The organism is Amycolatopsis sp. CB00013 (assembly GCF_001905755.1).
In the GTDB taxonomy this organism is placed as follows: Bacteria; Actinomycetota; Actinomycetes; order Mycobacteriales; family Pseudonocardiaceae; genus Amycolatopsis; species Amycolatopsis japonica.
This window is the reverse complement of sequence record NZ_LIWC01000006.1, coordinates 295,960-322,727: the sequence shown is the minus strand read 5'-3', so window position 1 is coordinate 322,727 and position 26,768 is coordinate 295,960. Positions and strand designations below refer to the sequence as shown.

Sequence of the window (26,768 nt, the reverse complement as noted above, 5' to 3'; positions counted from 1 at the left end):
GCGTCGCGGCACCTCCTTCCGGCGCTGGAGGTCTCCCATGTACATCGCCACCAGTAGGGGATCGGACGCCGCGGCGGATGTCCCGAAGAGCGGCGTCAAGCGGGCCGTCACCGGGAACGTCGTCGCGCTCGGCCTGGTCAGCCTCGTCACCGACATCTCGTCGGAGATGGTGACCGCGGTCCTCCCGCTCTACCTCGTCCTCGGTCTCGGCCTGAGCCCGCTGCAGTTCGGTGTGCTCGACGGCCTCTATTCCGGTGTCACCGCCGTCGTCCGGCTTGTCGGCGGCCATCTCGCGGACCGCTGGCAGAAGCTCAAGGCGGTCGCCTGCTTCGGTTACGGGCTCTCGGCTTTGGGCAAGATCGGCCTGATGCTGGCGGGTTCGTCCACCGTCGCGATCGGCGCCGTGCTCGCGGCCGACCGCACCGGCAAAGGCGTCCGGACCGCCCCGCGCGACGCGTTGATCACCTTGAGCAGCGATCCCGAACACCTCGGCCGCGCGTTCGGCGTGCACCGCGCGATGGACACCTTCGGCGCGTTCCTCGGGCCGCTGGTCGCGATGGCCGTGCTCTGGCTCAGCCTGGGCAGCTACGACTCGGTGTTCTTCACGAGCTTCTGCATCGCCGCGATCGGCGTGATCATCCTGGTGGTGCTGGTCAAGGATCACCAGCCGAAGCCGCGAGCCGAGCGGCCCAAGGTCTCCTTGCGGGAGACGGCGGGCCTGATCCGGCAGGCGTCGTTCCGGCGGATCTGCGTCTGGGCGGCGCTGCTGGGCCTGGTCACCCTCAGCGACTCGTTCCTCTACCTCGTGCTGCAGCGCCGATGGGAACTCGGCGCGGTCTTCTTTCCCTTGCTGCCGCTGGGAACCGCGGGGGTGTACCTGCTGCTCGCCGTTCCGTTCGGCAGGCTTTCGGACCGCATCGGCCGCTGGAAGGTGTTCCTCGGTGGGCACGTCGCGCTGGTCGTCGCGCTGCTGGCGCTGCTCGGCCCGGTGGACGGCGGCATCCTCGCGGTGCTGGCGCTCGTGCTGCACGGTGTCTTCTACGCGGCCACCGACGGTGTCCTGATGGCCGCCGCCGGGCCGCTGCTGCCCGAACACCAGCGGGCGAGCGGGCTGGCGCTGGTGCAGACCGGGCAGGCGACGACGCGGATGCTCGCGTCCGTCCTTTTCGGACTCGCCTGGACCACCTGGGATCTGCACGCCGCGGTCCTGGTCGCCGCGGGCGCGCTGGCCGTGGTGGTCGTGGCGGCCGCCGTCCTCCGTCCGTTGCGGACCTACGCATGAGGGCGCGGATCCTGGGAGTGGTGGCGGCGGTCGTCGTCCTGATCGCGGCGGCCGTCGGCTACGGCGTCCTCTCCCGGGACCGCGGGCCTGCCGTCAACTCGGTCGCGGTCGTGACCGGGCAGCCGGTTTCGGTGCAGGCCAAGGGACAACTGCTGTTCCGCAACACCGCCGAAGGCCCCGACTTCGGCCATCTCGCCACCGTTCCGGCCGACCGTCCCGGCGAACCCCGGAAGGTGTCCGGCCTCAGCTGCGACCGGTTCGCCGCTTCGGCGGGGACGGCGCTGTGCCTGGCCGCGCAGCCGGGAGTGCTGCCGCCGATGACCGACGTCATCGTGCTGGACAAGGACCTCAAGGAGATCCGCCGGATCGAACTGCCCGGCACACCCAGCCGCGGCCGGGTCTCGCCGGACGGGAAGCTCGCCTACTGGACGCTGTTCGTCAACGGGGATTCCTATGCGGAGACCGGGTTTTCGACCAGGGCGGGGATCTTCAACCTGACCACCGGGAAGCTGATGAAGAGCATCGAGGAGATGGGGCTCCTGCTCGACGGCAAGCCGTACTACTCGTCCGATGTGAACTACTGGGGGATCACCTTCGCCCCCGACGGCAAGAAGTTCTACGCGACCGTGGGGACGAAGGGGAAGACGTACCTGGTCGAGGCGGACTACGAGAAGCTCGTCGCGAGGATGATCCGGGAGAACGTCGAATGCCCGTCGCTCTCGCCGGACGCGAAGCGGATCGCCTTCAAGAAGAAGGTCTCCGCCGATCTCGCGGCGCCGTGGCGGCTGGCCGTCCTCGATCTGGCTTCCGGCAAGGAGACCATGCTGGCCGAGACGCGGAGCGTGGACGACCAGGCGGCGTGGCTCGACGACCGGACCGTGGCGTACGGCGTGGACTCGGCGGTCTGGTCGGTTCCGGCGGACGGGAGCGGGGCGCCGCGGGAGCTGGTCGCGCAGGCCGCCTCACCTGCCGGTGTGTAGTGGGTCGTGAGTTGCACCGCACTCACGTGATTGAGGGCGGAACTCGCGTGATCAGAGGCGGAACACCCGAGTGCGGCCTCCAGTCACGCGAGTCACGTCCCCAATCACGCGAGTCACGCCTTCGCTCACGCTGCGCCCTGCGCTTCGGATCGGTAGATACTGAGTCGGGACCCTGAAGTACATGAAGGCCCCCTTCCTTGCGCCTGGCGCAAGGAAGGGGGCCTTCATGTACTTGGGGAAGGTGTGAAGGTCGAGTTTCCTCGGCTGAGCCGAGGGATGGGGGCCTTCACGCGCCGCCGTGGTGGTCGTTGTGATTGCTGGTGCAGGTGAGCTGCAGGTGGCGATCTCTGAAGGTAGTGAAGGCCTCCTTCACTACCTTCAGGGTAGGTAAGGAGGCCTTCACGGACCCGACCCGCGATCAGCCACAGCCAAAGTCCAGCAGGTACTCAAGGCCCGGCCCGAAACGCCACTCACGACCCGCCCAGGCCCATCGCGTCCGCCTGCTCCCGGAACACGTCGTAGGCGGCGGTCCCGAAGAGCACGAACCGCACCAGTTCCACCGAACAAGACCCGGCCGCGAGCGTGTTCGTCACGGTCTCGAGGGCGATTTCCGCCGCGGACTCGACGGGCCACCGGTAGATCCCGGTCGAGATCGCGGGGAACGCCACGGTGTGCGCGCCGAGATCGGCGGCGACGTGCAGCGAGTTGCGGTGGCAGGCCGCCAGCAGTGCCGAACGGTCTTCGGAATCGGACCACACCGGCCCGACGGTGTGCACCACCCAGCGCGCCGGGAGGCGGCCCGCCGTGGTGGCGACCGCCTCTCCGGTCTTCAGTCCCTTGCCGTAGTGGCCCGCGCGCAGGGCCCGGCATTCGGTGAGGATCTCCGGCCCGCCGCGGCGGTGGATCGCGCCGTCCACCCCGCCGCCGCCGAGCAGTGACGAGTTCGCGGCGTTGACCACGACGTCGACCTCTTGTTCGGTGATGTCGCCTTCGACCAGTTCGATCATCGGGATCGCTCCGTCAGTCGGTGAAGTACTCGATCAGGATTGGGGCAACGGCCTTCGGCTTGAGCATATGCGTCTGGCCCTCGATCGTGCGGTGCTCGGCGCCGGGCACCGCCTTCGCCAGGGCGGCGACACCGTTGCGGACCCAGGCGGGGCTCTTGCCGCCGTCCATGACCAGCGTCGGCACGGAAACGCCCGCCCAGCGGCCTTCGGGCAGCGGGGTGCCGTCGTGCAGGCCGTCGAACAACGCGGCGTCGTAGCGCAGGGTCGGCGCGACCTTCTTCAGCTTCGGCCAGGCGGGCATGAACTGCATCATGAAGACGACCGGCGCCGGGACGCGGACACCTTCCCGCATGAAGGTCTTGATCGCGGTGCCGGGACGGCCGGCGGCGATGGCGTTCTCCAGCCGCTCGTCGTAGTCGGCCGGGACCGGCGGGCGCGTGTCGTCGACGACCAGCGGGAATTCGTAGACCGCCAGTTTCGTGATCGGCAGCCCGGCCTTCGCGGCTTCGAGGGCGAGCGCGGCGCCGGACGAGATCCCGTAGACGTGGGCCGTCCCGCCCGCTTCCTTGATCAGTGCAGCGATGTCCTCGACTTCGCGGGCGACGGAGAACGGCGCGGTGTCGCCGCTCTCGCCGCGGCCGCGGCGGTCGTAGGTGTAGACGGTGAAGTGCGCGGCCAGTTCGGCGGCCAGCGGTTTGGCCGGGCCGAACTCGCGATGGCACATCGCGCCGTCGACCAGGATGACGGCGGGGCCGGAGCCGGTGCGGGTGTAGGCGATGGTGGTGCCGTCTTGCGAGGTCACGGTGCTCATGGCGGGAATTCTCCTGTAGTCGTTCAGCGGGTGGTGCGGAGGATGACGGCGGTGACCCAGCCCCAGGCCAGCATCACGGCGGCCCAGAAGGCGAGCATCACGACGGCGTTCGCGTTGCCGGAGCTCATCGTGGCGAAGGCGGCGAAGAACGCGATACCGGTGGCGCGGGAGTAGGCGGCCCAGCCGCGGTGGCCTTCACGGGAGAAGCGGCTCGCGAACACGAAGGTCGCGGCGATCAGCGAGAGGAAACCGACCGAGCCGGCGGCCATGTGCAGGATGCCCGCGGTGCTGATGGTGGCGGGGCCGGAACCGGCCGGGAAGCCATTGCCCGGGTCGGCCTTGAAGACCGCGGCGAAGAGCAGGCTCACGCCGAAGACGCCCAGCAGCCGTGGCCCCCACGTGCTTCCTCTGCCCGGTTCGAGTGTCCGGCTCAGGCCGACCGCTCCCGCGATCATCAGGACCCCGGTGACCAGGAAGTTCGTCACCTGGATCCAGCCGGCCTCGCCGTTGCTCAGCATGCTCGCCGGGTGCTTCGTCAGGTCGAAGCCGTCGCGCACGGCGGCCTGGGTGAGCGAGGTCAGGAAGTACAGCGGGCCCGAGACGGCGCCGCAGGCGAGCAGGGCGCGCGCGGGAAGCGCGACGTGGGTCCGGGTGGCGGTGATGGTCATCGGTTTCTGCCTTTCGGGGCGGGGTGCGTTGGCACAACTCTCACTCCGAAAGTCTCGATTGTCAAGACAAAAAAATTTGTCGGTGGTGCCGATGGGACACCGAAAGGTGTCGCAACGGGGTGGCTACTTGCCGTTTCGCAAGGTCAGGAGGGTGATCTCGCTCGGCGCGAAGACACGCAGCGGCGGTCCCCAGAAGCCGGTGCCGCGGCTCGTGTAGAGCTGCGTGCGCTCGCCGTGGCGCGAAAGACCGGCCAGTACGGGCTGGTCGAGCCGGACCAGGAGATGGAACGGCCAGATCTGGCCGCCGTGGGTGTGCCCGGAGATCTGGAGGTCGATACCCGCCTCCGCGGCCTGCTTGACCTGCTTCGGCTGGTGGGCGAGCAGGACGACCGGCGTGCTCGCGGCGACGCCGTCGAGCGCGGCGGGGAGGTCGGGGCCGTGGCCGGGCAGGCCGGAGGCGGCGCCGGTCGGGTCGTCGATCCCGGCGAAGACCAGTGTGTCGCCGCCCTGGTGGACGGGCAGATGCCGGTTGTGCAGCGGCTCCCAGCCGAGATCGCGCATATGGTCGAGCCAGGCCTGCGCCTCGCCGAAGTACTCGTGGTTGCCGGTGATGTAGAACTTGCCGAGTTTCGCCCGCACCTTCCCGAGCGGCGCGACCTGCTCACGTCGCTTGGCGACGGAACCGTCGGCGAGGTCACCCGCGTGGGCCACGACGTCGGCGTCGAGTTCGTTCACCACTTCGACGACCTTCTCCGACCACTTCGTCCGGTTCAGCGGGCCGAAATGGGTGTCGGTGATGATCGCGAAGCGGAGGCCGTCGAGTCCGGCGCCGAGGCGGGGGAGCACGACGTCGAGTTCCTTGAGCCTCGGCACGCGCCGGGCCTCGACCATCCCGTACGCCGCCAGCGCCACGAAGGCCACCAGGACGACGCCGGACACAATGCCTGCCGCACTGTCCACTCCGGACACGGCGAGGATCAGCCGCAGTACGTTTCCGAGTACGGACAACGAGAACAGCAGCCAGATCAGCCCGAGGGAGAGGTCGCCGATCTTCGCGGCGAGGTCGCGCTGCCACGGGCCGTGGCCGAGGACCATGCACGCGGGCACGGCGACGGCCGCGACCGCGAACACGATCGTTCCGAGGACTTCGAGCGCGGCCGGGAGTTCGGGGGAGCCGACGATCGTCCACCACGGCACACCGAACAGGAGGGCGAGGACGGCGATCAGCGCGGCGACGCGGACAAGGATGCGGGGCATGATGACGGCCAGACTAACAGCCCAATGGTCTCTACCGCCGTTTTCGCTGAGGGGCGTCTCAGGTACGTAGACGGACGTACGCGCGGTGTCGCTTCACGGCCGACGCTTTCCTCGTCGCCACGGAAGACACTCGACGGCATGATGCGGACGATCGAACGTGTCGCCTACGCGACCGGGGCGCTCCTGTTCCTCAGCGGTCTCGTGCACGCGGTCGTGCTGATCGCGTCCGGCGGTTCGTGGACCGGGCCGCTGTCGATGCGGAAGGCGGTCACGTTCGGCCTTTCGTTCGGGCTGACGCTGGTCACCGTCGCCTGGGCGACGTCGTACGTCGCGGTCCGGCCACGCGTGCGGAACACGCTGCTCGGCGTGTTCACGGGGGCGAGTGTCGTGGAGACGGTGCTGGTCAGCATGCAGGCCTGGCGCGGGGTGCCGTCGCATTTCAACTTCGAGACCGGCTTCGACAACGCCGTGTCGACGACGCTCGCGGCGGGCGGCGGCGTCATCATCCTGACGGCGGTGACGTTCACGGCCGCGGCGATACGCGGCGAAGGGGAGACGACCGCGAGCATGCGGCTCGCGGTGCGGTTCGGGCTCGTCGCGCTGCTGGTGGCGTTGGGTGCGGGCGCGGCGATGATCGCGAGCGGCGTCGTCGAGGCGCGGGGCGGGAATCCGCAGCTCGCGTACACCACCGCCGGCGCGCTGAAGCCGCTGCACGCGGTGGCGATGCACGCGATCCTCATCGTGCCGGGCCTCGCCTGGCTGCTGCGGTTCGCGGACTGGACGGAACGGCGGCGCGTGCGGGTGGTGTGGGCGGCGATCGGCGCCTACTCGGTGCTGACCGCGGTGGTGGGGCTGGAGTCGGTGACCGGGGTTTCGCCGCTGGCGGCTTCGCCGGTGGAGATGGTGACTTCGGGACTGGCCTTGGTGGTGCTGGGGCTTATCGGTGCGGTGGCCGGTCGTGAAGCGGTTCGGCGTCGGTCCCGGCTGCAATGAAAGGTCCTTTCCTTGCAAAATTTGCAAGGAAAGGACCTTTCATTGCACGCGCTAGCGGCCGACGTAGGTGCGAAGGTGCCGCGCCGTGAGCGTGTCACCCGAAGCGACCAGATCGGCCGGAGTGCCCGTGAACACCACCTGGCCCCCGTCCGAACCCGCGCCCGGCCCGAGATCGACGATCCAGTCCGCGTGCGCCATCACGGCCTGGTGGTGCTCGATGACCACCACCGTGTTCCCGTCGTCGACGAGCCGGTCGAGCAGGCCCAGCAACTGGTCGACGTCGGCGAGGTGTAGTCCGGTGGTCGGCTCGTCGAGGACGTAGGTCGCCGACTTCTCCGCCATCCGGATGGCGAGTTTGATCCGCTGCCGCTCCCCGCCGGACAGCGTCGTGAGCGGCTGCCCGAGCCCGAGGTAGCCGAGGCCGACGTCGGAAAGCCGGTCCAGGATCGTCCGCGCCTGCCCCGACGGGAAGAATTCGCGTGCCTCGGCGACGGGCATGGCGAGCACCTCGCTGATGTCCTTGCCCCGCAGTTTGTAGGTCAGGACTTCGGCGGTGAACCGCTTGCCCTCGCATTCCTCGCAGACCGTCGCCACCCCGGCCATCATCGCCAGGTCGGTGTAGATCAGCCCGATGCCCTTGCATTTCGGGCACGCGCCTTCGGAGTTCGCGCTGAACAGGGCCGCCTTGACGCCGTTGGCCTTGGCGAACGCGGTGCGGATCGGGTCGAGCAGGCCGGTGTAGGTCGCCGGATTGCTGCGCCGCGAGCCGCGGATGGCCGACTGGTCGAGCACCACCACGTCGTCCCTTGTGGACAGTGAACCGTGGATGAGCGAGCTCTTGCCCGAACCGGCGACCCCGGTGACCACGGTCAGCACGCCCAGCGGGATGTCGACGTCGACACCGCGCAGGTTGTGCCGGGTCGCGTTGCGGATCTCGATCTGCCCGCGTGCCGCGCGGACGTCCGTGCGCAGCCGGGCACGGTGGTCGAGGTGCCGTCCGGTCAGCGTGCCGGACGCCCGCAGGCCGGCGACGTCGCCGGTGTAGCAGATCTGCCCGCCGTTCGGGCCCGCGCCGGGGCCGAGGTCGACGACGTGGTCGGCGATCTCGATGGTCTCCGGTTTGTGCTCGACGACGAGCACCGTGTTCCCCTTGTCCTTCAACAGGAGCAGGAGACCGTTCATCCGCTGGATGTCGTGCGGGTGCAGCCCGACGGTCGGCTCGTCGAACACGTAGGTGACGTCGGTGAGGCTGGAACCCAGGTGCCGCACCATCTTCACGCGCTGCGCCTCACCGCCCGAAAGCGTCCCGGATTCGCGATCGAGGCTCAGGTAGCCGAGGCCGATCTCGACGAGCGAGTCGAGGGTGCCGCGCAGGGTCTGCATCAGCGGCCCCACCGACGGATCGTCGATCTTGCGGAGGAAATCCGCGAGATCGTTGATCTGCATCGACGAGCAGTCGGCGATGTTCAGGCCTTCGATCTTCGAGGACAGCGCCGCTTGGTTGAGCCGCGCGCCGTCGCACGCCGGGCATCGCCGGAACGTGATCGCCCTGTCCACGAAGGCCCGGATGTGCGGCTGCGTCGCTTCCTTGTCCTTCGACAGGAACAGCCGCTGCACCTTCACCAGCAGGCCCTCGTAGGTGGTGTTCATCCCGCCGAGCTTCATCTTGGTGGCGGGTTTGTGCATGAAGTCTTCCCACTGCTGCGGGGTGTAGTCCTTGAGCTTGACCGCGGGGTCGACGAAACCGGACTCCGCCAGACCCTTCCAGTACCAGCTGCCGGGCGCGAAGTTCGGGACGGTGATCGCCCCTTCGTCGAGCGAAAGCTCTTTGTCGACGAGCTGGTCGATGTCGATGCTGGAGACCTTCCCCAACCCCTCGCAGTCGGGGCACATCCCCTCGGGAAGGTTGAAGCTGAACGCTCCCGACGTCCCCACGTGCGGGGTCCCCAGCCTGCTGAAGACGATCCGCAGCATCGTGTGCGCGTCGGTCGCGGTGCCGACCGTGGAGCGGGAGTTGGCCCCCATCCGCTCCTGGTCGACGACGATCGCGGCGCTCAGGTTCCGCAGCGCGTCCACGTCCGGCCGTCCGACGGGGGCCATGAAGGACTGGATGAACGCGGTGTAGGTCTCGTTGATCAGCCGCTGCGATTCGGCGGCGATGGTGCCGAACACCAAGGACGACTTCCCCGACCCCGAGACACCGGTGAAGACGGTGAGGCGGCGTTTGGGGATGTCGACCGAGACGTCGGCGAGGTTGTTCTCTCTGGCTCCGCGCACCTGGATCATGTCGTGACTGTCGGCGGCCGAAGGCATGGCTCTCCCCTGGTTGGAACTCTTTAGCCTGTAAAGTGAGGGTAGCAGAGGTTAGTTTATGCTGTAAGGAGTTGGCAAGTGGTCGTCTACGCGGCGCAGGGTGACCCTCGGCGGTCGATGGCACTGCTGTGGCGGACCGAGCCGCCGGACGCCGAGCGGCCCGGCCCCAAGCCGGGGCTTTCGGTGGAACTGATCGTCGACACCGCCATCACCATCGCGGACGCCGAAGGCATGGCGGGCCTTTCGATGCGTGCGGTCGGGGACAGGCTCGGCCGGACGGCCATGGCGCTCTACACCTATGTCCCGAGCAAGACCGAACTGGTCGATCTCATGTACGACAAGGCGCTCGCCGAGGTCTCGGTCGTTTACGACGGAGACGGCTGGCGCGCGGACGCCGCGCGCTGGGCCGAGGATCTCTGGGACTTCTATCTTCGGCACCCGTGGGTCCTGCAGGTCTCGCAGGCGCGGCCGGTGCTCGGGCCGAACGAGTACGTCGTGCTGGAGGCGCTGGTGAAGATCCTGCGCCGGACCGGATTGCCCCCGGTGGCGCTGCGACGGCTGGTCAGCGCGCTGTACTCGTGCGTGCGAGAGCCCGCCAGGACGGCCTCGGAGGCCAGGCTCGCCGAAAAGGTGACAGGGCAGTCCGACGACGAGTGGTGGCACGCGAGGTCCGCGCATCTGAAGGAGGTCTCGCCGGACTTCGCCGAGCGATTCCCGACGCTGACCTGGATGGAGGCCGAGCAGGCGTTCCGCATGGAGGACGAAACGGTGTCCTATCTGGAGCAGGAGGCCAGGGAGGCCTTCGAGTTCTCGCTGTCCGTCTTGCTGGACGGAATCGAAGTCGCGACCAAAGCGGAGTAGCCTTCTCCGCATGCCCTCCGATTTCGCCTTGAAGACCATGAACGCCGTCCACCGCGTCATCCAGAAGGTCAGCGGCGGCCGCGCCGGCTGGCAGGTCGCCGGGATGACCGTCCTGGAACTGACCACCATCGGCCGCAAATCCGGCCAGCCGCGCACAGTCCTGCTGACCTCGCCGCTGCGCGAGGGCGACGCGTACGTCATCGTCGCCTCCCGCGGTGGCGACGACCAGCACCCGGCGTGGTTCCTCAACCTCCGCGACAACCCCGACGTCCAGGTCACGCTGAAGGGCGAGGCCGCGAAGCCGATGGTCGCGAGCGTCGCCGACGCCGATCTGCGCGCCCGCCTGTGGCCGAAGATCACCGCGGACTTCAAGAACTACGCGCAGTACCAGACCAAGACCGACCGGGAGATCCCCGTCGTCCTGCTCTCGCCCAAGGCGTAGCCCGGCATCCCCCGCACGGGCCGGGTCCATCGGCCCTACCGGCGAGTCGGTAAGCCGGGGACCGTGGACCTCGACGCAGAGGAACTACGAGAACGCGGGGATGCCGATGTCCGACTCCTTGGGTCTCGAAACGCTCGATCGCGAGCAGTGCCTGGCGCTGCTCGCGCGGGCCGGGCTCGGCCGGGTGGTGTTCACCTCCCGGGCCATGCCCGCCATCCAGCCGGCGCGGTTCGCGCTGCACCACGGCGCGATCGTGGTACGGACGCCGTCACAGAGCGCGCTGTTCGCCGGGGTACTCGACAGTGTGGTGGCGTTCGCCGTCGACGAGTTCGCCAAGGACCTGGGGACGGGCTGGTACGTCACCGTCGTCGGCCGCGCCTCCGAGGTGCGCGACCCCCTGGTGATCGCCGAACTCGAGACCTTGCCGCTGGGCTGCTGGACCGGCCGGACGGACTCCCGGTATCTCCGGATCCCCATCGAGTCGGTAACCGGTCGAAGGATCCTCGGCGCTTGCAGTAACGAAGCACTGTCCGTGATCGACGCACCAGATGAGCGATCCGGGCGCGTTTGTCATTCCTGACCCCACTGCCCGGGGAGTTACTCCGGGACGGTGACGGCGGTGCGGCGGGTGAGTGCGGCGAGTGACGCCAAGGCGCCCAGGATTCTGGACGCGGTGGCGGGGATCGCCCACGATCTCAGCCTGTCCGACGTCCTGCGGCGGATGGTCGAATCCGCCTGCGAGCTGACGGGTGCGCCGTTCGGCGCGCTCAGCGTGCTCGATTCGGACGAGTTCATTCGCTTCGGCGAGGCCTGGGAGCGGCCGCCGTCCGGCGACGACGCCCGCGTGGTGCCGATCCGGATGCGCGGCCGCATCTTCGGGATGCTGTACCTGGCGCGTAAACCGGACGGTGAGGAGTTCACCGAATCCGAGGACGACCTGCTCGTCGCGCTCACCGCGGCGGCCGGTGTGGTGATCGAGAACGCCGCGCTGTTCGACCAGGTGCAGCGGCGCGAGCGCTGGCTCGAAGCCTCGTACCACGTCACCGGCGCGCTCCTGACCGACCAGGATCTGACCGCGACCCTCCGCCTGATCGCCGAACGCGCGCGCGTCGTCGCCGGCGGTACCGCGGGCGCGGTGGCCCGGCCGCGCGGCGACGGGCAGCTGGTCTTCGAGATCGTCGAGCCGCCGGGACCGGACTCGGACAAGCTCGCCGGTATCGCCGTGCCGACCGAGGGCACCGCGACCGGGATGGCGTTCACCACCGGAAAACCCGTCGTGGTCCGGGATTACGGCGAGAAGGTGGTCGAGTACCAGGGCGATCGCGGCGCCGTGATGCCCGCGGCGATCAAGGACCTCGACTCGACGGTCGCCGTCCCGCTGATCGTCGGTGAGGAGAAGCTCGGTGTCCTGCTGGTCGCGAAGTTCCGCGACCGGACCCCGTTCTCCGCCTACGACGTCCAGCTGGCCGAGACCTTCGCCGCGCACGCCGCGCTCGCGGTCGAATTCGCCCGCGCGCAACAGGACAGGCAGCGGCTCGCCGTCTTCGAAGACCGCGACCGGATCGCCCGCGACCTGCACGACCTGGTGATCCAACGGCTGTTCGCGATCGGGCTCGGGCTGGAGGGGCTCAGCAGGCTCGCGAGCGAACCCTCCGTCGCCGACCGGGTGACCGGCTTCGCGCACGAGATCGACCGCACCATCCGCGAGATCCGCAACAGCATCTTCTCCCTGCAGGAACCGGCGGAGGCGCAGGGCAGCCTCCGGTCCGAGCTGCTGCGGGTCGCGCTGGACGCGGGCTGCGCGTCGGAGCCCCGGGTCGGGTTCGACGGGCCGCTCGATTCCACCGTGCCGGACACGGTCCGCTCGGATCTCATCGCGACGCTGCGCGAAGCACTGTCCAATGTGGTCAGACATGCCGCGGCGACGACGGTCTCGGTCGACGTCTCGGTCGATCGCGACGGGCGGTGGCTCAAACTCTCGGTGGTGGACGACGGCGTCGGCATGCCCGCCGAACCCGGCCATCGCAGCGGGGTGGCGAACCTCGCCGAACGCGCGGCCCGGTGGAACGGGACGTTCCGCGTCGAGGCGCGGCCCGAAGGCGGCACGAGGCTCGACTGGTCGGTGGAACTGCCGGCCCGACAGGGGAGTGTGGGATGACGATTTCGGTGTTCCTCCTGGACGATCACGAACTCGTGCGCACCGGGCTCAAAACCGTCTTCGAGGCCGAGGACGATTTCACCGTGGTCGGCGAAGCGTCCACCGCCGCCGAGGCGTACGTGCGGATCCCCGCGGTCAAACCGCAGGTCGCGGTGCTCGACGTCCGGCTGCCGGACGGCGAGGGAGTGAGCGTCTGCCGGGAGATCCGGGCGTCCATCGACCCGCCGCCCGCCTGTCTCATGCTGACGTCCTATTCGGACGACGACGCCTTGTTCGGCGCGATCATGGCGGGCGCGGCGGGGTACATGCTCAAGCAGGTCTCCGGGGGCGCGCTCGTCAAGGCCGTCCGCACGGTCGCCGCGGGCGGATCGCTCTTGGACAGCACGCTGACGGCGTCGGTGATGAACCGGCTGCGCGGCGAGACCGACGCCCCGGACCCGCGGTACGAACAGCTGAGCCCGCAGGAGCGGCGGGTGCTCGACCACATCGCCGACGGGCTGACCAACCGCCAGATCGCGGAAAAGCTGTACCTGGCGGAGAAGACGGTCAAGAACTACGTGTCGTCCCTGCTGCACAAGCTCGGCTTCGAACGTCGCACCGCCGCCGCCGTCTACGCCACCCAGCGCCGCAAGTCCTCTTCCTAGAAGAAGGTGAACCCACCGGCGAAGTCGGGATCCTCGCGCAGCACGCGGCGCAGTTCGTTGAGGGCCCGGTGCTGGGTGACGCGGACCGCGCCCGCGCTCGCCATGCCCAGCGCGCCCGCGGTCTCTTCGGCGCTGTACCCGTGGATCACGCGCAGCACCAGAACGTCGCGCTGCTTCGTCGAAAGAACCTCGAACAGCCGGGACAGCCGACGGCTGCGATCCGCCCTCTCGACCTCTTCGAACGTCGGGTTCCACGGCCCGTCCTGTTCGGGCTCCGGATCGGGCACCGGCGCGGACGGGTCGCGCGCGAGGTTGCGGCGGACGTCGGCGACCTTGTGCGAGGCGATCCCGAAGACGTACGGCAGGAAGCTGTTGTCCTGGTAGCTGTAGCGCGGTAACGCGACGAGGACGGCCATCAGGACCTCCTGCGCGCAGTCCTCGGCGCCCGCGACGCCGCGTGTCGTCGCGCCCAGCCTTCCCGCGCAGTACCGGAACACGATCGGCCGGAGGAGGGCCAGCAGGCTCTCGACGGCCCGCCGGTCACCGCTGATCGCCGCGCGGATCAGCTCGCCGTCCGGTTCCCCCGGCCGGGGTACATAGGTGGGACGCACGGCTTCGGACACGGTCATCACGCCGGATCGCCCGTTCTCGGCACGCTCCTGTGCGTTCCCATCATCCCCACCTCCCGAAAGCCCCCAGCCCTCTTTGGCCCTTCCGACGTTACGGAGCGCGCCCGCGCGTCACACCGGTACAGCAGCCCGGAGTAGTCGGGTCTTTAGACCCTGGTGGGCCAGGGGTATGGACTTTCACCAGATTGGTCTAGACAATTAGCCCAGCGCGGCGGCAGGCCGCCCTTTCACGGAGGAATCGCGATGAGGCGTTCCAGATCCATGGCATTTCTGGCCGTTTTGGTGCTCACCTTCACCGGCCTGATCACGGGCGGCGGCACCGCGAACGCGGCCAACCTGCTCCTCAATCCCGGTTTCGAGGCGGGTTCGACCTCCGGCTGGTCCTGTGCGGCGGGCGCGGCCGTGAGCACACCGGTCCGTTCGGGCGGTTACGCCGTTTCGGTCACGCCCGGCTCGACGATCGGGAAATGCGCACAGACGGTATCCGTCCGGCCGAACACGACCTACGCGGTTTCCGCCTGGGTGAACGGGAACCCGGTGTACCTCGGCGTCACGGGCGGGCCGTCGACCTGGACCGCGGCGACCTCGTACACGCAGCTCTCGCTCTCGTTCACGACGTCGGCCACGCAGACGACGGCCGAGGTCTACGTCCACGGCTGGTACGGGTCGGGCACCTTCTACGCGGACGACATCAGCCTCGACGGCCCCGGCGGTGGCACGCCCGGCGCGCCGCCGACCCCGGGAAACCCGGCCGTCGGCACGGTGACGAACTCGTCGATCGCGCTCTCGTGGGGCGCCTCGGCGGGGACGGTGACCGGCTATCGCGTGTACGAGGGCGGGACCGTGGTCGCGACGGTGACCGGGACTTCGGCGACGATTTCGGGGCTGACGGCCTGTTCGTCGCACAGTTACTCGGTGGCCGCGTACAACAGCGCGGGCGAATCGCCGAAGACCACCGAGGCGGGCGCCACGACCTCCGGCTGCGTGGACACCGGCCTGCCGAAGCACGCGCTGATCGGCTACCTGCACGCGAGTTTCGCCAACGGGTCCGGCTACACGCGGATGGCCGACGTCCCGGCGGCGTGGGACATCATCAACTTGGCCTTCGGTGAGCCGACCTCGGTGACCTCCGGCGACATCCGCTTCACGCGGTGTCCGGTCGCGGAATGCCCGACCGTGGAAAGCGACGCGGACTTCATCGCCGCGATCCGCGCGAAGCAGGCGCAGGGCAAGAAGGTGCTGATCTCCATCGGCGGCCAGAACGGCCAGGTCCAGCTGACCACGACCGCGGCGCGCGACGCGTTCGTCAGCTCGGTGTCCGCGATCATCGACCGGTACGGGCTGAACGGGCTCGACATCGACTTCGAGGGACACTCGCTGTACCTCAACTCCGGGGACAACGACTTCCGCAACCCGACCACGCCGGTGATCGTCAATCTCATTTCGGCGTTGAAGACGCTGAAAGCCCGCTATGGCGCGGGATTCGTGCTGACGATGGCGCCGGAGACGTTCTTCGTGCAGACCGGATACCAGTACTACGGCGGCCTCGGCGGCGCCGACAACCGGACGGGTTCGTACCTGCCGGTGATCCACGCGATGCGGGACGCGCTGACCGTGCTGCACGTCCAGGACTACAACTCCGGGCCGGTGATGGGCCTGGACAACCAGTACCACTTCATGGGCGGCGCGGATTTCCACATCGCGATGACCGACATGATCAAGGCGGGCTTCACGGTGTCGTCGACCGGATTCCGGTTCCCGGGGCTGCGTGAGGACCAGATCGCGTTCGGCCTGCCCGCCGCGGTGAGCGCGGGCAACGGGCACACCGCGCCGGCGGCGGTGCATTCGGCGCTGAACTGCCTGGTGAAGAACTCCGGATGCGGGTCGTATTCCTTGCGTGGCGGTGCTTCGCCGGCGTTGCGGGGGCTGATGACGTGGTCGATCAACTGGGACCGGTACTACGGATGGGAGTTCCAGAACGCCCATGAACCGTTCCTGAACGCTTTGCCCTGATCCGCATCCAGAGGACTAAACGCGTCGCTCGCAAGTACGTGAAGGACCCCTTCATTGCGCTAGACGCAGTGAAGGGGTCCTTCATGTACAGGGCTTGCGGGCGTCGGTCACGGGGCCGGGAGGCGTTGCGAAAGCCACTTTCGCAACGCTGAAGGTTGCGAAAGTGGCTTTCGCGACACGCCTCGACCAGGCGCCGCACCCGGAGCCCAGCGAAGGGCCCACGCAGTTAGTCCTCTGAATGCGATCCTTGCACGTGCAACGATCGCATTCGGAGGACGAAACGCGGGCGACAAGGGAGCGGGCCCGCACCGTGCAGCATCGGTGCGGGCCCGCAGTACGGGGAGCAAGGGACGTCAGAAGCCCGCGGTGATCCGCGTGAAGTCCCAGTCGTTCTGTGCGATACCACTGCAGTTCTCGGCGACCCCGCCGTTCGGGCAGCCCCGGTCACGGTTGGTCGACCAGAACGCCAGCCTGGCGATCTTGTTGGTCTTCGACCAGTTCGTGATCCGGGTCCAGGTGTCGAGACTCGTGAGTTCCCGCTGGTCCGAAAGACCGTTCATCCCGCTGATGCCCAGGTGGCCGTACGCCGTGGCGTCGTTCCATCCGAAGGTCGACTTCAGCTTGTCCCGCAGACCGTTCGCGGCGTTGATCGTGTTGCCGTACATGTCCGCGCCGCCGCCGAAGTCGAACGGCATGATCGTGTAGACGTCGATCCCGGCGTTCAGCGCCTTCGACTGGTCGATGAGCCGCTGGCCCCAGAAGTTCGGGCCGGTGGTCGTCGTGCCGAAGGTGAGAATGGTCTGGATACCGGGGTTGTTCGCCTTCACGATCTTCAGCGCGTTCAGCACGCGGTCCTGCACGGCCGCGTTCTCGAATTCGTCGGTGTTCTCGATGTCGATGTCGATCGCCTTGAGACCGTAGGCGTCGATCACCTTCTGGTAAGCGCCGGCGAGCGCTTCGGGCGTCGAGCAGTTCGGGCCGAGCTTGTTGCCGCTCCACCCGCCGAAGGACGGCACGATCTGCCCGCCCGCGGCCTTGATCTGCGCGATCGCGTTCGCGTCGACGCCGCCCTGCAGCGGACGGCTGCCGTCCCAAGCCGGGTTGCAGCCACCGGACGACAGGATGAACGCCATCGTGAACCATTTGATCCCGGTCGCGTTCATGACCGTCTGCGGGTTCGGCGGACTTCCCCAGCCCATGTACAGATACGGCGCGCCACGGCCGCCGGGCAGGGGCGGGTTGCTCGTGGTGGTCGTCGGGGAGGACGTCGTGGTCGTGCTGGTGGGCGTGGTCGGCGTCGTGGTCGGGCCGCCACCGCCCGGATCGCACGAGCCACCGTTGATCTTGCAGTTCGCCGGGGCGACGTAGCCGCCGGAGTACTTGACGTTGAACCCGAAACTGGTGCTGCCACCGTTGGAAAGGTTGCCGTTCCAGGTGTTCTTCACCGTCACGTGCTGCCCGGAGACCGAGTAGCTGCCGTCCCACAGCGAGGCGATCGAGTGCCCGGCCGGGAGGTCGAATTCGACCGTCCAGGCGGGAAGGCTCGATCCCGAGTTGTTGCTGATCGTGTACTTGCCCTCCCAGCCGGAGCCCCAATCGGAGCCCTTGCTGAAGGCGGCACCGACGCCGCCGGCCGCGGAGGCCGGCGCGATCACGAGGACCGCGCCGGCCGTTGCGGCAGCGGCGGACAGGCCGATGGCCTGGATCCAAGTCCGCTTAGCCACAGTCAACCTCTCAGTTCAGGCCATTGCGCATGGCCGTGACCAGTTCACCGTTCGAGGTGTCGCCACTGAGCTCCCAGAAGAACGCGCCGCCGAGACCCTGGTTCTTGGTCCAGCCCATCTTTCCGTTGATGGTGGCGGGAGTGTCGTAGCTCCACCAGTTGTTGCCGCACTTCGCGTACGCGGTGCCCGCGATCGTGCCGGTCGACGGGCAGCTGTTCTTGAGGATCTTGTAGTCCTCGATGCCCGCCTCGTACGTGCCCGGTGCCGCACCGGTCGCGGTGCCGCCCGGGGCGTCCTGGGTGACGCCGGTCCAGCCTCGGCCGTAGAAACCGATACCCAGCAACAGTTTGCTCGCCGGGACACCCTTGGCCTTGAGCTTCTGGATGGCGTCGTCGGAGTTGAAGCCCTGCTGCGGGATGCCGGGGTAGGACGTCAGCGGCGAGTGCGGGGCCGTCGGGCCCTGCGCCGCCCAAGCGCCGAAGAAGTCGTACGTCATGACGTTGTACCAGTCGAAGTACGCCGACGCGGGGCCGTAGTCGGCGGCGTCGATCTTGCCGCCGCTGCTGGCGTCCGCGGTGATCGCGGCGGTGACCAGGAACGAGGAGCCGAACTTGGTGCGCAGGGCCTGTGCCACGTTCTTGATCGCGGCGGGACCGCTGGTGTCACACGTGAGACCGCAGGCGTTCGGGTATTCCCAGTCGATGTCGATGCCGTCGAAGACGTCGGCCCAGCGCGGGTCCTTGATCAGCTTGTAGCAGGATTCCGCGAAGGCGGCCGGGTTCTTCGACGCCTGGCCGAAGCCGCCGGACCAGGTCCAGCCACCGAACGACCACAGCACCTTCAGGCCCGGGTACATCTTCTTCAGCTTGCGCAGCTGGTTGAAGTTGCCGCGCAGCGCGCCCGCGTCCCACGTGTCCGCGACACCGTCCACACTGGACCCGGCGTCGTAGAACTTGTCGTAGTCGGCGTAGGTGTCGTCGTTCGCCGTGCAGGAACCGTTGGTGACGTTGCCGAACGCGTAGTTGATATGCGTCAGCTTGGCCGCGGAACCGGAAGTGTGGATGTTCTTCACGTGGTAGTTACGGCCGTAGACGCCCCACTGCACGAAGTAGCCGAGGTTCTTCTTCGCGCCCGGGTTCGGGTTCGAAGTCGTGGTGGTCGGCGGGTTGCTCGTGCTGGTCGACGTCGGGGGATTGGACGTCGTGGTGGTCGGCGTGGTCGGCGTCGTGGTCGGGTTGCCGCCACCCGGGTCGCAGGAGCCGCCGTTGATCTTGCAGTTGGCGGGCGCGGTGTAGGCGCCGGAGTACTTGACGTTGAAGCCGAAACTGGTGGAGCCACCGTTGGAAAGGTTGCCGTTCCAGGTGTTCTTGACGGTCACGTGCTGGCCGGAGACGGTGTAGCTGCCGTCCCACAGCGAAGCGATCGAGTGTCCCGCCGCGAGGTCGAACTCGAGAGTCCAGGAACTCAGGCTGGATCCCGAGTTGTTGGTGATCGTGTACTTGCCTTCCCAGCCGGACCCCCAGTCCGAGCCCTTGGTCAGGGTGGCTCCGACCCCGCCCGCCGCGTTCGCCGGGACGGTCACCAGACCGACCGCGAGCGCCGCGACGGCCGTGAACAGGCCGACCAGATGCCATCTTTTTCTCGACATTTCACTCCTTACAACCCGGTGCCGGGAAATGATCTTGGAGATGATTTCGTCAAAGGGAAATCGGCGACATCGCGTTGCCTCGGCCGAAACCGGGCAGGCGGGGATGAGTCTTCATCGACCACCTCCATGCGGAACGCTTTGTTGCGGGAGACGGTACGTGGTCTGGACCAATATGGGAAGCATCACTACGTAGAGTGGTGATTTTCCTGCGAACGGCCTAATACGTTCGACAGCGTTAATCGTTCACTGGTCCGCTGCCGTTCAGCGGCGGAATTCGTCCATTTCGCCGAGCCGGGCGATATTCGCGGATTCGTCGGGGTCGGGCAGGACACCGGAAAGGAACACGTCGGTGATTTCGACGGCCACGTCGGGCGCGAGCCGCTTGAGGCTCAGTGCCAGCACGTTCGCGTCGTTCCACTTGCGCGCGCCCGCGGCGATCCAGGTGTCCCAGGCCAGCGCCGCGCGGACCCCGGGCACCTTGTTGGCCGCGATCGCCGTGCCCGTCCCGGTCCAGCACATCACCACGCCGAAGTCGGCCTCGCCGTCCGCGACCGCCCGGCCCACCGCCGCGCCGAGTTCCGGCCAGACGTCCGACGCCGCGGGGCGCAGCACCTCGTGGCCCGCTTCGGCGAGATACGCCTGGACGGCGTCCGTGGTGGCGTTCCGGTCGTCGGCGGCGAAGGCGATCCTCATGTCCGGATCGTAACGCCGCGTCGACAGGTGACGAACCCGAAGTCATGGGAGGATCTCGGCGTGGACTCGTCTGCGGAGGAGCACCAGGTCCAGCGTGACCAGGAGATCGCACGGACACGGATTCTCGAAACCGCCGCCCGCCTGATCGGCGAGGCAGGTTTCGCCCGGCTCAAGATCGGCATGATCTGCGCCAGGACCGGGTATCCCAGCGGCGTCGTCTACCAGTTGTTCGGCTCGAAGGAGACGCTGGTGCAGCGGCTCGTCGAGTTCGCCGCGGAGAAGTTCGCCGACGTCTTCAGCGCCGCCGTCGCCACGCGGACCGGCGGGTTGACGCCCAGCCCGATGGACATGCTGCGCGCCCTGCTGGACATCTTCTTCGAACTGCTCACCGACATGCCGCCGCTGAACCGGGCGTTCGTGGTGCTCTGGACGGACGCGACCGTCGGCGATCCGGCGGTGCGGTCGGCGATGACCGAGGCCGACCGCCGGTACCGGTTCGCCATCGCGCAGACCGTCGCCGCCGGACTCGCGGACGGTTCGATCACCGGCGTCCGCGACCCGGACGCGTACGCGGCGGCGCTGGTGGGGCAGTTGCGGGGGATCGCCGTGGCCTCGATCATCGACCCCGGTGGCATCGATCTACGCGCTGTTCGCGCGGAGATGGAATACGCCGTGGACCGGCTCGCCTAACCCGGACCCCGCCCCGCCGCCACCCTCAACGGACAGGCTTCGCCTGGCTGTCAGATCTTGGCCAGCTCGGCCGCGCCGAAGGACACATTGAACCGGTCGCACCAGATCGTCACGCTCGAATAGCGCGCCAGATCGGTGCCCGCCGGCAGCGTGTAGTTCTGGCTTCCCTTGTTGCCCTTGAGTTTCCCGGCGCTCACGTACGCGCCGTCGTCGAACACGGACCAGCCGTCCTTGCCGGGGAGTACCGGCGCGTCGGTGAGCCAGACCCGCAGATCCGGGCCGTTGCTCGTGTCGAGGTTTTCCAAGCGCAGCACCAGCGATCCGTCGGCCGCGCGCAGGATCCGGACGTCACCGGTGGTCGCGTGCTCGTGGCTGATCAGCGTGCCGGTCGCCACGACCGTGGGCTCTTTCGGGGCGGGCGTGGCACTTCCGGTGGCTTGGGTGGTGGGCTGGGCCGTGGTCTCGGCGACGGGCAGCGCCTCCTGGACCGTCTCGTTCACCCAGAGCTTCCACGGCTGGAACCAGTAGAGGCCCGCGGCCACCGCCACCACCAGTCCGGCCGCCACGACGGTGAGCACCCGCTTGCGTTTCATGCGTTCATTCAACCCCGTGCGGGGCGAAGAGTGCGGTTACCGAACTCTTACGGGTCACGTCTGGGTTTCGGTGGCTTGACCGGGTTCTCGCCGCTTGACACGATTGCCGATCTGAAAAGGGCATATCGGACGGAGGCCCCTCGATGGGTACGGCGATGTTTTCGATCCTCCTGCCGATAGCGCTGGCGCTCGTCATGTTCGGGCTGGGACTGACCCTGACCGTCGGCGACTTCACGCGGGTGCTGAAGTATCCGAAGGCCGCCGTCATCGCGCTGGTGTGCCAGATGATCGTGCTGCCCGTGATCTGCGTGGGCCTGATCGTGCTGTTCGGGCTGGAAGGCGTGCTCGCGGTCGGGATGATGCTGCTCGTCGCGTCGCCCGGCGGCACGTCGGCGAACCTGTTCAGCCACCTCGCCGGCGGCGACGTCGCCCTCAACGTCACGCTCACGGCGATCAACTCCGTACTGGCCGTGTTCACCCTGCCGCTGGTGGTCGGCCTGTCGATGGCCGAATTCCTCGACGGCGGCGCCTCGGTCGGGCTCCAGCCCGCGAAGTTCGTGCAGGTCTTCGCGATCGTGCTGATCCCGGTCGTGCTCGGGATGGCGGTGCGGCACCGGTTCACCGCCTGGGCCGAGCGGATGCGCAAACCGGTCAAGATCGGCTCCGCCGTGGTGCTCGTGCTGGTGATCGCGGCCGCGATCGCGCAGGAGTTCCGGACGCTGGTGGACAACATCGGCACGCTCGGGCCGGTGGCGCTGGCGCTTTCCGTGCTCAGCCTCGCGATCGGGTACTACGTGCCACGCCTGTTCCGGGTGGACCGCGGGCAGGCGATCGCGTCCGCCATGGAGATCGGTGTCCACAACGCCACCCTCGCGATCGCCGTGGCGTTCTCCGTGCTCGGCGACAAGGCGATGGCCGTGCCCGCCGGGGTCTACGGCGTGCTCATGTTCCTGCCCGCCGGGATCGCGGCGTTCCAGTTGTCCCGCAGCAGGGAGAGCGCGCCAGTCTGAGCTAGTTTGGGGGCGTGGCTCGTTCCCCCATCGGAGACATCCTCGACGTGAACGGTGTCGCCGTCCATGTGCGTCAGGACGGCGCCGGGCCGCCGGTGGTGTTGCTGCACGGGTATTGCGGGTCGGTGCACTGGTTCGACCGGCTCACCCTCGGCCTGTCCGCGACGCGGCACGTGATCCGAGTGGATCTGCTGGGGCACGGATGCACCGGTGGTTCGTCAGGGCTCGACGCGGTGTCGCAGGCGCGCATGGTGGCCGGCGTCCTCGATGCGCTGGGCGTCGAGGACGTACTGGTCGCCGGTCACTCCTTCGGCGCGGATGTCGCCTTGGCGCTGGCCGAAATCTCGCCGCGGGTGGGTTCGGTGGTGCTGATCGGGCAGGCGCCGGATTACAGCTACGCGTCCTTTCCGCCGGGGAGTGCGGTGCTGCTGCCGATGGTCAGCGCGCTCGTGCGGCTCGTGGCTCACCGCCCGTGGGTGCGGTTCGCGTCGCGGTTTCGCCGAGCGGGCTGGTTCGACGATCCCTTGCAGGACTTGGCCGATCACGCGGTCACCTCGCCCGCGATGGCCCGGGTGGTACTCGTGGAACGCGCGCGACTGCTCGCATTTCGTCCTCTGGATGCGCAAGTGGCGGCCTTGGGGTTGCCGTGCCTGGTGATTCTCGGGCGCCGGGACCGTTTTTACGACTGTGACAAGACTTTCGCGCGGTATTCGGCGGTCGGCGCGCGCGTGGAGGTCGTCGAAGGCGTCGGGCATTCGCCGTTCTTGGAGCGGCCTGGCGAGGTCGCCCGGTTGCTTCGGGAGTTCAGGGGGTCGTGAGCGGCGTTTCGGGTTCTAACCCGAAACGCCACTCACGACCAGCGCGCCCCAAGACCGGCTTGCCTTTTACGCGCTTGCGTCCCCGATCGCCTGATCCAACACCGCCAGTCCCTCCGCCAGCTCGTCTTCGGTGGCCGTCAGCGGCGGAGCGATCCGGAAGACCCCGCCCATCCCCGGCAACTGCACGATGTTCATGTGCAGCCCCAATTCGAGGCAGCGTCGCGTGACCAGCGCGCCCAGTTCGTCGGAGCTCCGTTTCGTGGCGCGGTCCACGACGAGTTCCACGCCGATGAGCAGACCGCGCCCGCGGATGTCGCCGACGACGGGATGGCGGGCGGCGAGGTCGTCGAGGCCGCGGCGGAGGAAGGCACCCAGCTCGGTGGCGCGTTCGTCGAGACGGTCGCGGGTGAGGACGTCGAGCACGGTGTTCCCGACGGCCGCCACCAGCGGGTCGGCGACATGCGTGGTGAAGAACAGGTAGCCGCGGTCGTGCGCCTCCTGCTCGATTTCCGCGCTGGTGATCACCGCCGCCAGCGGGAGCCCGGCGCCCAGCGTCTTGGACAGCGTGAGGATGTCGGGGACGACGCCGTCGCGTTCGAAGGCGTACCAGTTTCCCGTGCGGCACAAGCCGGTCTGCGCCTCGTCGAGGATCAGCAGCATTCCGCGTTCCCGGCATTTCTCTTGCAGGGCGGCGAAATAGCCCACCGGCGGCTCGATGATCCCGCCGGAGCTCAGGATCGGTTCGACGATGCACGCCGCGAGACTGCCGACGGACTGGGCGTCGATCATCTCGAATCCGAAGTCCAGCTGGCGTTTCCAGTCCAGTTCCCCGTCCGGGCCGACGAAATCCGGCCGATACGAGTTCGGCGAGGGAATGGCGAAGTTGCCGGGCGCGGTCGGTCCGTAACCCTTGCGGCCCGCGCTGTAGGTCGCGTTCGCCGCAGCTTGCGTCATCCCGTGCCACGACCGGGCGAACGACACGATCTCGTGCTTCCCGGTCACCAGTTTCGCCATCCGGATCGCGGCCTCGTTCGACTCCGCCCCGGTGGTCAGCAGCAGCGCCTTTTCCAGCGGTGACGGCAAGGTCTCGGCCAGCCGTCGCGCGAGGTCGACGACGGGGCGGCTCAGCATCCCGCTGAACAGGTGGTCCAGCGAGCCGATCTGCCGCCGCACGGTCTCGACGATCTCCGGATGCGAATGCCCGAGGATCGCGCTCATCTGCCCGGACGTGAAGTCGAGGATCCGCCGCCCGGACTCGGTGAACAGGTAGCTCCCGGCGGCGTGATCGATGATCTCGCGGGTGAAGTCGCCGGCCCCGGCGTAGCGCACGAGATGCCGGTCGGCGTCGGCCCAGAAACGGTCGGTGGTGGACAGGTCGGTGAGGGGAGCAGCCATGTTCCGACGGTAAGTGGGAGCCGAGCGACACGTCCAGCTCACGATTCCGGCTGTGCTGTTCGGCTGATCCGTACAACAATGGGTGCCATGCTCAATCCTTGGAGGCTCAGCCTGTTGAGCAGGCTGGACACGCTGGGCACTGTCCGCGCGGTCGCGAAAGCGGCCAATCTGAGCGCGTCGAGCGTGTCCCAGCAGCTGGCGGTCCTCGAGGCCGAGACCCGCACGCGGCTGCTGGAACGCACCGGCCGCCGCGTCCGGCTGACCCCGGCCGGACGCATGCTGGCGCGCCGCGCGCGAGCGATCCTCGACCATATGGACACCGTCGAGGCCGAATTGCGCGGTCTCGGCGAGGGGCCCGCGGGGCACGTCCGCCTCGGTGCCTTCCAGAGCGCGATCCACACGATCGCCGTCCCCGCGGTGAACCGGCTGGCCCGTTCGCATCCGAGCCTCCAGATCGAACTGCTCGAACTCGAACCGCATGTCAGCATGCCCGCGCTCCGGGTCGGCGACGCCGACGTCATCGTCACGACCACGGATTTCGTCGAGCAGCCGCTGGGGCCGGATATCGACCTGGTGCCGCTCGCGACCGACCCGATCGTGCTCGTCGTCCCGCCCGGTCATCCGGCCGCGGGCCGGGGTCCCGCCGACCTCGCCGCCTACGCGAGCGAGCCCTGGGCGTTCGACATCCCCCAGTCGTACATGGCGAACCTCGCGACCCGGCTCTGCCGCGAAGCCGGTTTCGAGCCGCGTGTGATCGCCCGGTTCAGCAACTACATGATGACCTTGCAGCACGTCGAGGCCGGGCTTTCGATCGCGCTCCTGCCCGGCCTCGCCGTCGACAAGCGGTACCGCGTCGCCACCCGCGAGCTCGCGACGCCGGTCGACCGCTCCATCACCGCGGCGATCAGGCGCGGGTCCGCGCCTCGCGCCGCGGTCGACCTGGTTCTCGAGGCGATCCGGAGTCATCCGGAACTGCCGCTGTGAACCCGTGCCGTCGCGCCACCAGCACCACGGCCAGCGTCGGCACGAGCAACACCAGGACACTCCAGGGGAACGACTCGGCGCCGAAACCGTCGAGGAGGATGCCGCCGGCGATCCCGCCGCCCGCCATCGCCGCGTTCCACAGGGTGACCAGCATGGCCTGCGCGATGTCCGCCGCGCCGCCTTGGTCACCAGCCCGTGCGGCGGCGGTCTGCAGCAGGGTCGGGATACCGCCCCAGCCGAGCCCCCACAGGGTCGCCGCGATGTAGACCAAGGCCGGATTCCGGCCCAGCAGAGCCAAAAGTGTCGCACCGAGCGCCACGAGGACGGTGCCCGCGACGGTCAGCGCCCGCAGCCGCCGGTCGATGTGGACACCGACGAGCCAGATGCTGACCATCGAAGCCAGCCCGAACACCAGCAGGATCCGGTCGACCGAGCCACCCATCGACACGTGTTCGAGGAAGGTGGCGATGTAGGTGTAGAGGATGTTGTGCGCCAGCACGAACGTCAGCGTCACGAACAGCACCGCGGCGACACCGGGCACGGCGAGGGTCTTGCGCACCGGGAGCCTGCCGCTCTTGTCCTGTCCCGGGAAGTCGGGGACGCCCACCGTGATCCAGCCCAGCAGGCCGAGTGCGAGCACCGACATCAGCGAGAACGTCACCTGCCAGCCGAAGACGCCGCTCAGGAACGTGCCGGCGGGGATGCCGAGCGAAAGCGCGAGCGGGATACCGGTCATCACGATGGCGATCGCCTTGCCCTGCACCGGTTCCGGCGCCAGCCGCCGGGCGTAACCGGCCAGCAGCGCCCAGACCACGCCCGCCGCGATCCCGGCGACGAACCGCGCGCCGAGGGTCAGGGGGTAGTTCGTGGACAGCGCCGTGACCGTGTTGGCCACGGCGAACCCGGCCACTCCGGCCAGGAGCAAACGTTTGCGGCGCCAGCCCGCGGTCGCGGCGGACAGGGGGATCGCGGTCAGCGCGGTGCCGATCGCGTACACCGTCACCAGCTGCCCGGTCGCCGCCTCGCCGACGCCGAGCCCGGCGCTCATCGCGGGCAGGACGCCCGCAGGCAACGCCTCGGTCAGGACGGTGACGAACGCCGCCGTGGTCAGCGCGAGCAGTGCGCCGAGCGGGAGTTTCGAAGTCATGCTCCGTA

Annotated in this window: 25 protein-coding genes; 13 read left to right on the top strand and 12 right to left on the bottom strand. The window is 68.5% G+C overall.

Going from position 1 to position 26,768, the window contains the following annotated elements; genetic code table 11:
- Positions 1-37: 37 nt before the first annotated feature.
- Together AMK34_RS34965 and AMK34_RS34960 are read left to right on the top strand one after the other, a co-directional pair.
- Positions 38-1,282, top strand: a complete 1,245-nt coding sequence (locus AMK34_RS34965; RefSeq protein WP_073848217.1) for an MFS transporter — start codon at positions 38-40, stop codon at positions 1,280-1,282.
- The gene (locus AMK34_RS34960; protein ID WP_073848216.1) at positions 1,279-2,262 is read left to right on the top strand and encodes a PD40 domain-containing protein; all 984 of its coding nucleotides are present in this window, start codon (positions 1,279-1,281) and stop codon (positions 2,260-2,262) included. The genes AMK34_RS34965 and AMK34_RS34960 overlap by 4 nt, the downstream gene beginning before the upstream one ends.
- Before the next feature lie 470 nt (positions 2,263-2,732).
- Here AMK34_RS34960 and AMK34_RS34955 read toward each other — a convergent pair whose 3' ends face one another.
- The 4 genes from AMK34_RS34955 to AMK34_RS34940 form a co-directional block, all read right to left on the bottom strand.
- Positions 2,733-3,269: an O-acetyl-ADP-ribose deacetylase gene (locus AMK34_RS34955; RefSeq protein ID WP_073848215.1), complete on the bottom strand. Its 537-nt coding sequence runs from the start codon at positions 3,267-3,269 to the stop codon at positions 2,733-2,735.
- A 13-nt stretch (positions 3,270-3,282) separates the two neighbouring features.
- Positions 3,283-4,080: an alpha/beta fold hydrolase gene (locus tag AMK34_RS34950; protein ID WP_073848214.1), complete on the bottom strand. Its 798-nt coding sequence runs from the start codon at positions 4,078-4,080 to the stop codon at positions 3,283-3,285.
- Positions 4,081-4,103: 23 nt separating this feature from the next.
- A complete protein-coding gene (locus AMK34_RS34945; protein ID WP_073848213.1) occupies positions 4,104-4,748 on the bottom strand; it encodes a DUF998 domain-containing protein in 645 nt (214 codons plus the stop codon).
- Between the two features lie 123 nt (positions 4,749-4,871).
- A complete protein-coding gene (locus tag AMK34_RS34940) occupies positions 4,872-6,005 on the bottom strand; it encodes a metallophosphoesterase (protein ID WP_073848212.1) in 1,134 nt (377 codons plus the stop codon).
- 138 nt (positions 6,006-6,143) lie between these two features.
- On the opposite strand from AMK34_RS34940, the gene AMK34_RS34935 reads away from it, so the two are divergent.
- Positions 6,144-6,998, top strand: coding sequence for a hypothetical protein (locus tag AMK34_RS34935; protein WP_073848211.1), 855 nt, complete (start codon positions 6,144-6,146; stop codon positions 6,996-6,998).
- Positions 6,999-7,049: 51 nt separating this feature from the next.
- Here AMK34_RS34935 and AMK34_RS34930 read toward each other — a convergent pair whose 3' ends face one another.
- Positions 7,050-9,311: an ATP-binding cassette domain-containing protein gene (locus AMK34_RS34930; protein WP_073848210.1), complete on the bottom strand. Its 2,262-nt coding sequence runs from the start codon at positions 9,309-9,311 to the stop codon at positions 7,050-7,052.
- Between the two features lie 78 nt (positions 9,312-9,389).
- Between AMK34_RS34930 and AMK34_RS34925 the strand changes: the two genes are divergently transcribed.
- From AMK34_RS34925 to AMK34_RS34905, 5 genes are all read left to right on the top strand, one after another.
- Entirely contained in the window at positions 9,390-10,172 is a 783-nt protein-coding gene (locus AMK34_RS34925) for a TetR/AcrR family transcriptional regulator C-terminal domain-containing protein (protein WP_073848209.1), read from the top strand.
- A 10-nt stretch (positions 10,173-10,182) separates the two neighbouring features.
- Positions 10,183-10,614 (top strand): nitroreductase family deazaflavin-dependent oxidoreductase, encoded by a 432-nt coding sequence (locus tag AMK34_RS34920; RefSeq protein ID WP_038509054.1) that lies wholly within the window; start codon positions 10,183-10,185, stop codon positions 10,612-10,614.
- Between the two features lie 100 nt (positions 10,615-10,714).
- The gene (locus AMK34_RS34915) at positions 10,715-11,194 is read left to right on the top strand and encodes a pyridoxamine 5'-phosphate oxidase family protein (RefSeq protein ID WP_051972360.1); all 480 of its coding nucleotides are present in this window, start codon (positions 10,715-10,717) and stop codon (positions 11,192-11,194) included.
- Positions 11,195-11,224: 30 nt separating this feature from the next.
- The gene (locus AMK34_RS34910; protein WP_073848208.1) at positions 11,225-12,772 is read left to right on the top strand and encodes a sensor histidine kinase; all 1,548 of its coding nucleotides are present in this window, start codon (positions 11,225-11,227) and stop codon (positions 12,770-12,772) included.
- On the top strand, positions 12,769-13,416 hold the full coding sequence (locus tag AMK34_RS34905) for a response regulator (protein ID WP_073848207.1): 648 nt from the start codon (positions 12,769-12,771) through the stop codon (positions 13,414-13,416). The genes AMK34_RS34910 and AMK34_RS34905 overlap by 4 nt, the downstream gene beginning before the upstream one ends.
- Here the strand turns inward: AMK34_RS34905 and AMK34_RS34900 are convergent.
- Entirely contained in the window at positions 13,413-14,045 is a 633-nt protein-coding gene (locus AMK34_RS34900; protein ID WP_073848206.1) for a sigma-70 family RNA polymerase sigma factor, read from the bottom strand. The genes AMK34_RS34905 and AMK34_RS34900 overlap by 4 nt on opposite strands.
- A gap of 261 nt (positions 14,046-14,306) precedes the next feature.
- Between AMK34_RS34900 and AMK34_RS34895 the strand changes: the two genes are divergently transcribed.
- Positions 14,307-16,058, top strand: a complete 1,752-nt coding sequence (locus AMK34_RS34895) for a chitinase (protein WP_443111218.1) — start codon at positions 14,307-14,309, stop codon at positions 16,056-16,058.
- Positions 16,059-16,411: 353 nt separating this feature from the next.
- Here the strand turns inward: AMK34_RS34895 and AMK34_RS34890 are convergent, their stop codons facing one another.
- From AMK34_RS34890 to AMK34_RS34880, 3 genes are all read right to left on the bottom strand, one after another.
- Positions 16,412-17,755, bottom strand: a complete 1,344-nt coding sequence (locus AMK34_RS34890; RefSeq protein WP_378419127.1) for a cellulose binding domain-containing protein — start codon at positions 17,753-17,755, stop codon at positions 16,412-16,414.
- A 37-nt stretch (positions 17,756-17,792) separates the two neighbouring features.
- Positions 17,793-19,430: a glycosyl hydrolase family 18 protein gene (locus AMK34_RS34885; protein WP_073848204.1), complete on the bottom strand. Its 1,638-nt coding sequence runs from the start codon at positions 19,428-19,430 to the stop codon at positions 17,793-17,795.
- A 261-nt stretch (positions 19,431-19,691) separates the two neighbouring features.
- The gene (locus AMK34_RS34880; protein ID WP_037341626.1) at positions 19,692-20,123 is read right to left on the bottom strand and encodes an RpiB/LacA/LacB family sugar-phosphate isomerase; all 432 of its coding nucleotides are present in this window, start codon (positions 20,121-20,123) and stop codon (positions 19,692-19,694) included.
- A 60-nt stretch (positions 20,124-20,183) separates the two neighbouring features.
- Here AMK34_RS34880 and AMK34_RS34875 point away from each other — a divergent pair, with 60 nt between their 5' ends.
- On the top strand, positions 20,184-20,813 hold the full coding sequence (locus AMK34_RS34875; protein WP_063273720.1) for a TetR/AcrR family transcriptional regulator: 630 nt from the start codon (positions 20,184-20,186) through the stop codon (positions 20,811-20,813).
- 50 nt (positions 20,814-20,863) lie between these two features.
- Here AMK34_RS34875 and AMK34_RS34870 read toward each other — a convergent pair whose 3' ends face one another.
- Positions 20,864-21,406: a DM13 domain-containing protein gene (locus AMK34_RS34870; RefSeq protein WP_073848203.1), complete on the bottom strand. Its 543-nt coding sequence runs from the start codon at positions 21,404-21,406 to the stop codon at positions 20,864-20,866.
- A 143-nt stretch (positions 21,407-21,549) separates the two neighbouring features.
- On the opposite strand from AMK34_RS34870, the gene AMK34_RS34865 reads away from it, so the two are divergent.
- Together AMK34_RS34865 and AMK34_RS34860 are read left to right on the top strand one after the other, a co-directional pair.
- The gene (locus tag AMK34_RS34865) at positions 21,550-22,416 is read left to right on the top strand and encodes a bile acid:sodium symporter family protein (protein WP_073848202.1); all 867 of its coding nucleotides are present in this window, start codon (positions 21,550-21,552) and stop codon (positions 22,414-22,416) included.
- Between the two features lie 47 nt (positions 22,417-22,463).
- Entirely contained in the window at positions 22,464-23,234 is a 771-nt protein-coding gene (locus AMK34_RS34860) for an alpha/beta fold hydrolase (RefSeq protein ID WP_241832933.1), read from the top strand.
- A gap of 66 nt (positions 23,235-23,300) precedes the next feature.
- On the opposite strand, the gene AMK34_RS34855 is transcribed toward AMK34_RS34860, so the two are convergent.
- Positions 23,301-24,629 (bottom strand): aspartate aminotransferase family protein, encoded by a 1,329-nt coding sequence (locus tag AMK34_RS34855; RefSeq protein WP_073848200.1) that lies wholly within the window; start codon positions 24,627-24,629, stop codon positions 23,301-23,303.
- Between the two features lie 87 nt (positions 24,630-24,716).
- On the opposite strand from AMK34_RS34855, the gene AMK34_RS34850 reads away from it, so the two are divergent.
- Entirely contained in the window at positions 24,717-25,613 is an 897-nt protein-coding gene (locus tag AMK34_RS34850; protein ID WP_037341651.1) for a LysR family transcriptional regulator, read from the top strand.
- Here AMK34_RS34850 and AMK34_RS34845 read toward each other — a convergent pair.
- The gene (locus AMK34_RS34845; protein WP_073848199.1) at positions 25,534-26,760 is read right to left on the bottom strand and encodes an MFS transporter; all 1,227 of its coding nucleotides are present in this window, start codon (positions 26,758-26,760) and stop codon (positions 25,534-25,536) included. The genes AMK34_RS34850 and AMK34_RS34845 overlap by 80 nt on opposite strands.
- Between the last annotated feature and the right edge of the window lie 8 nt (positions 26,761-26,768).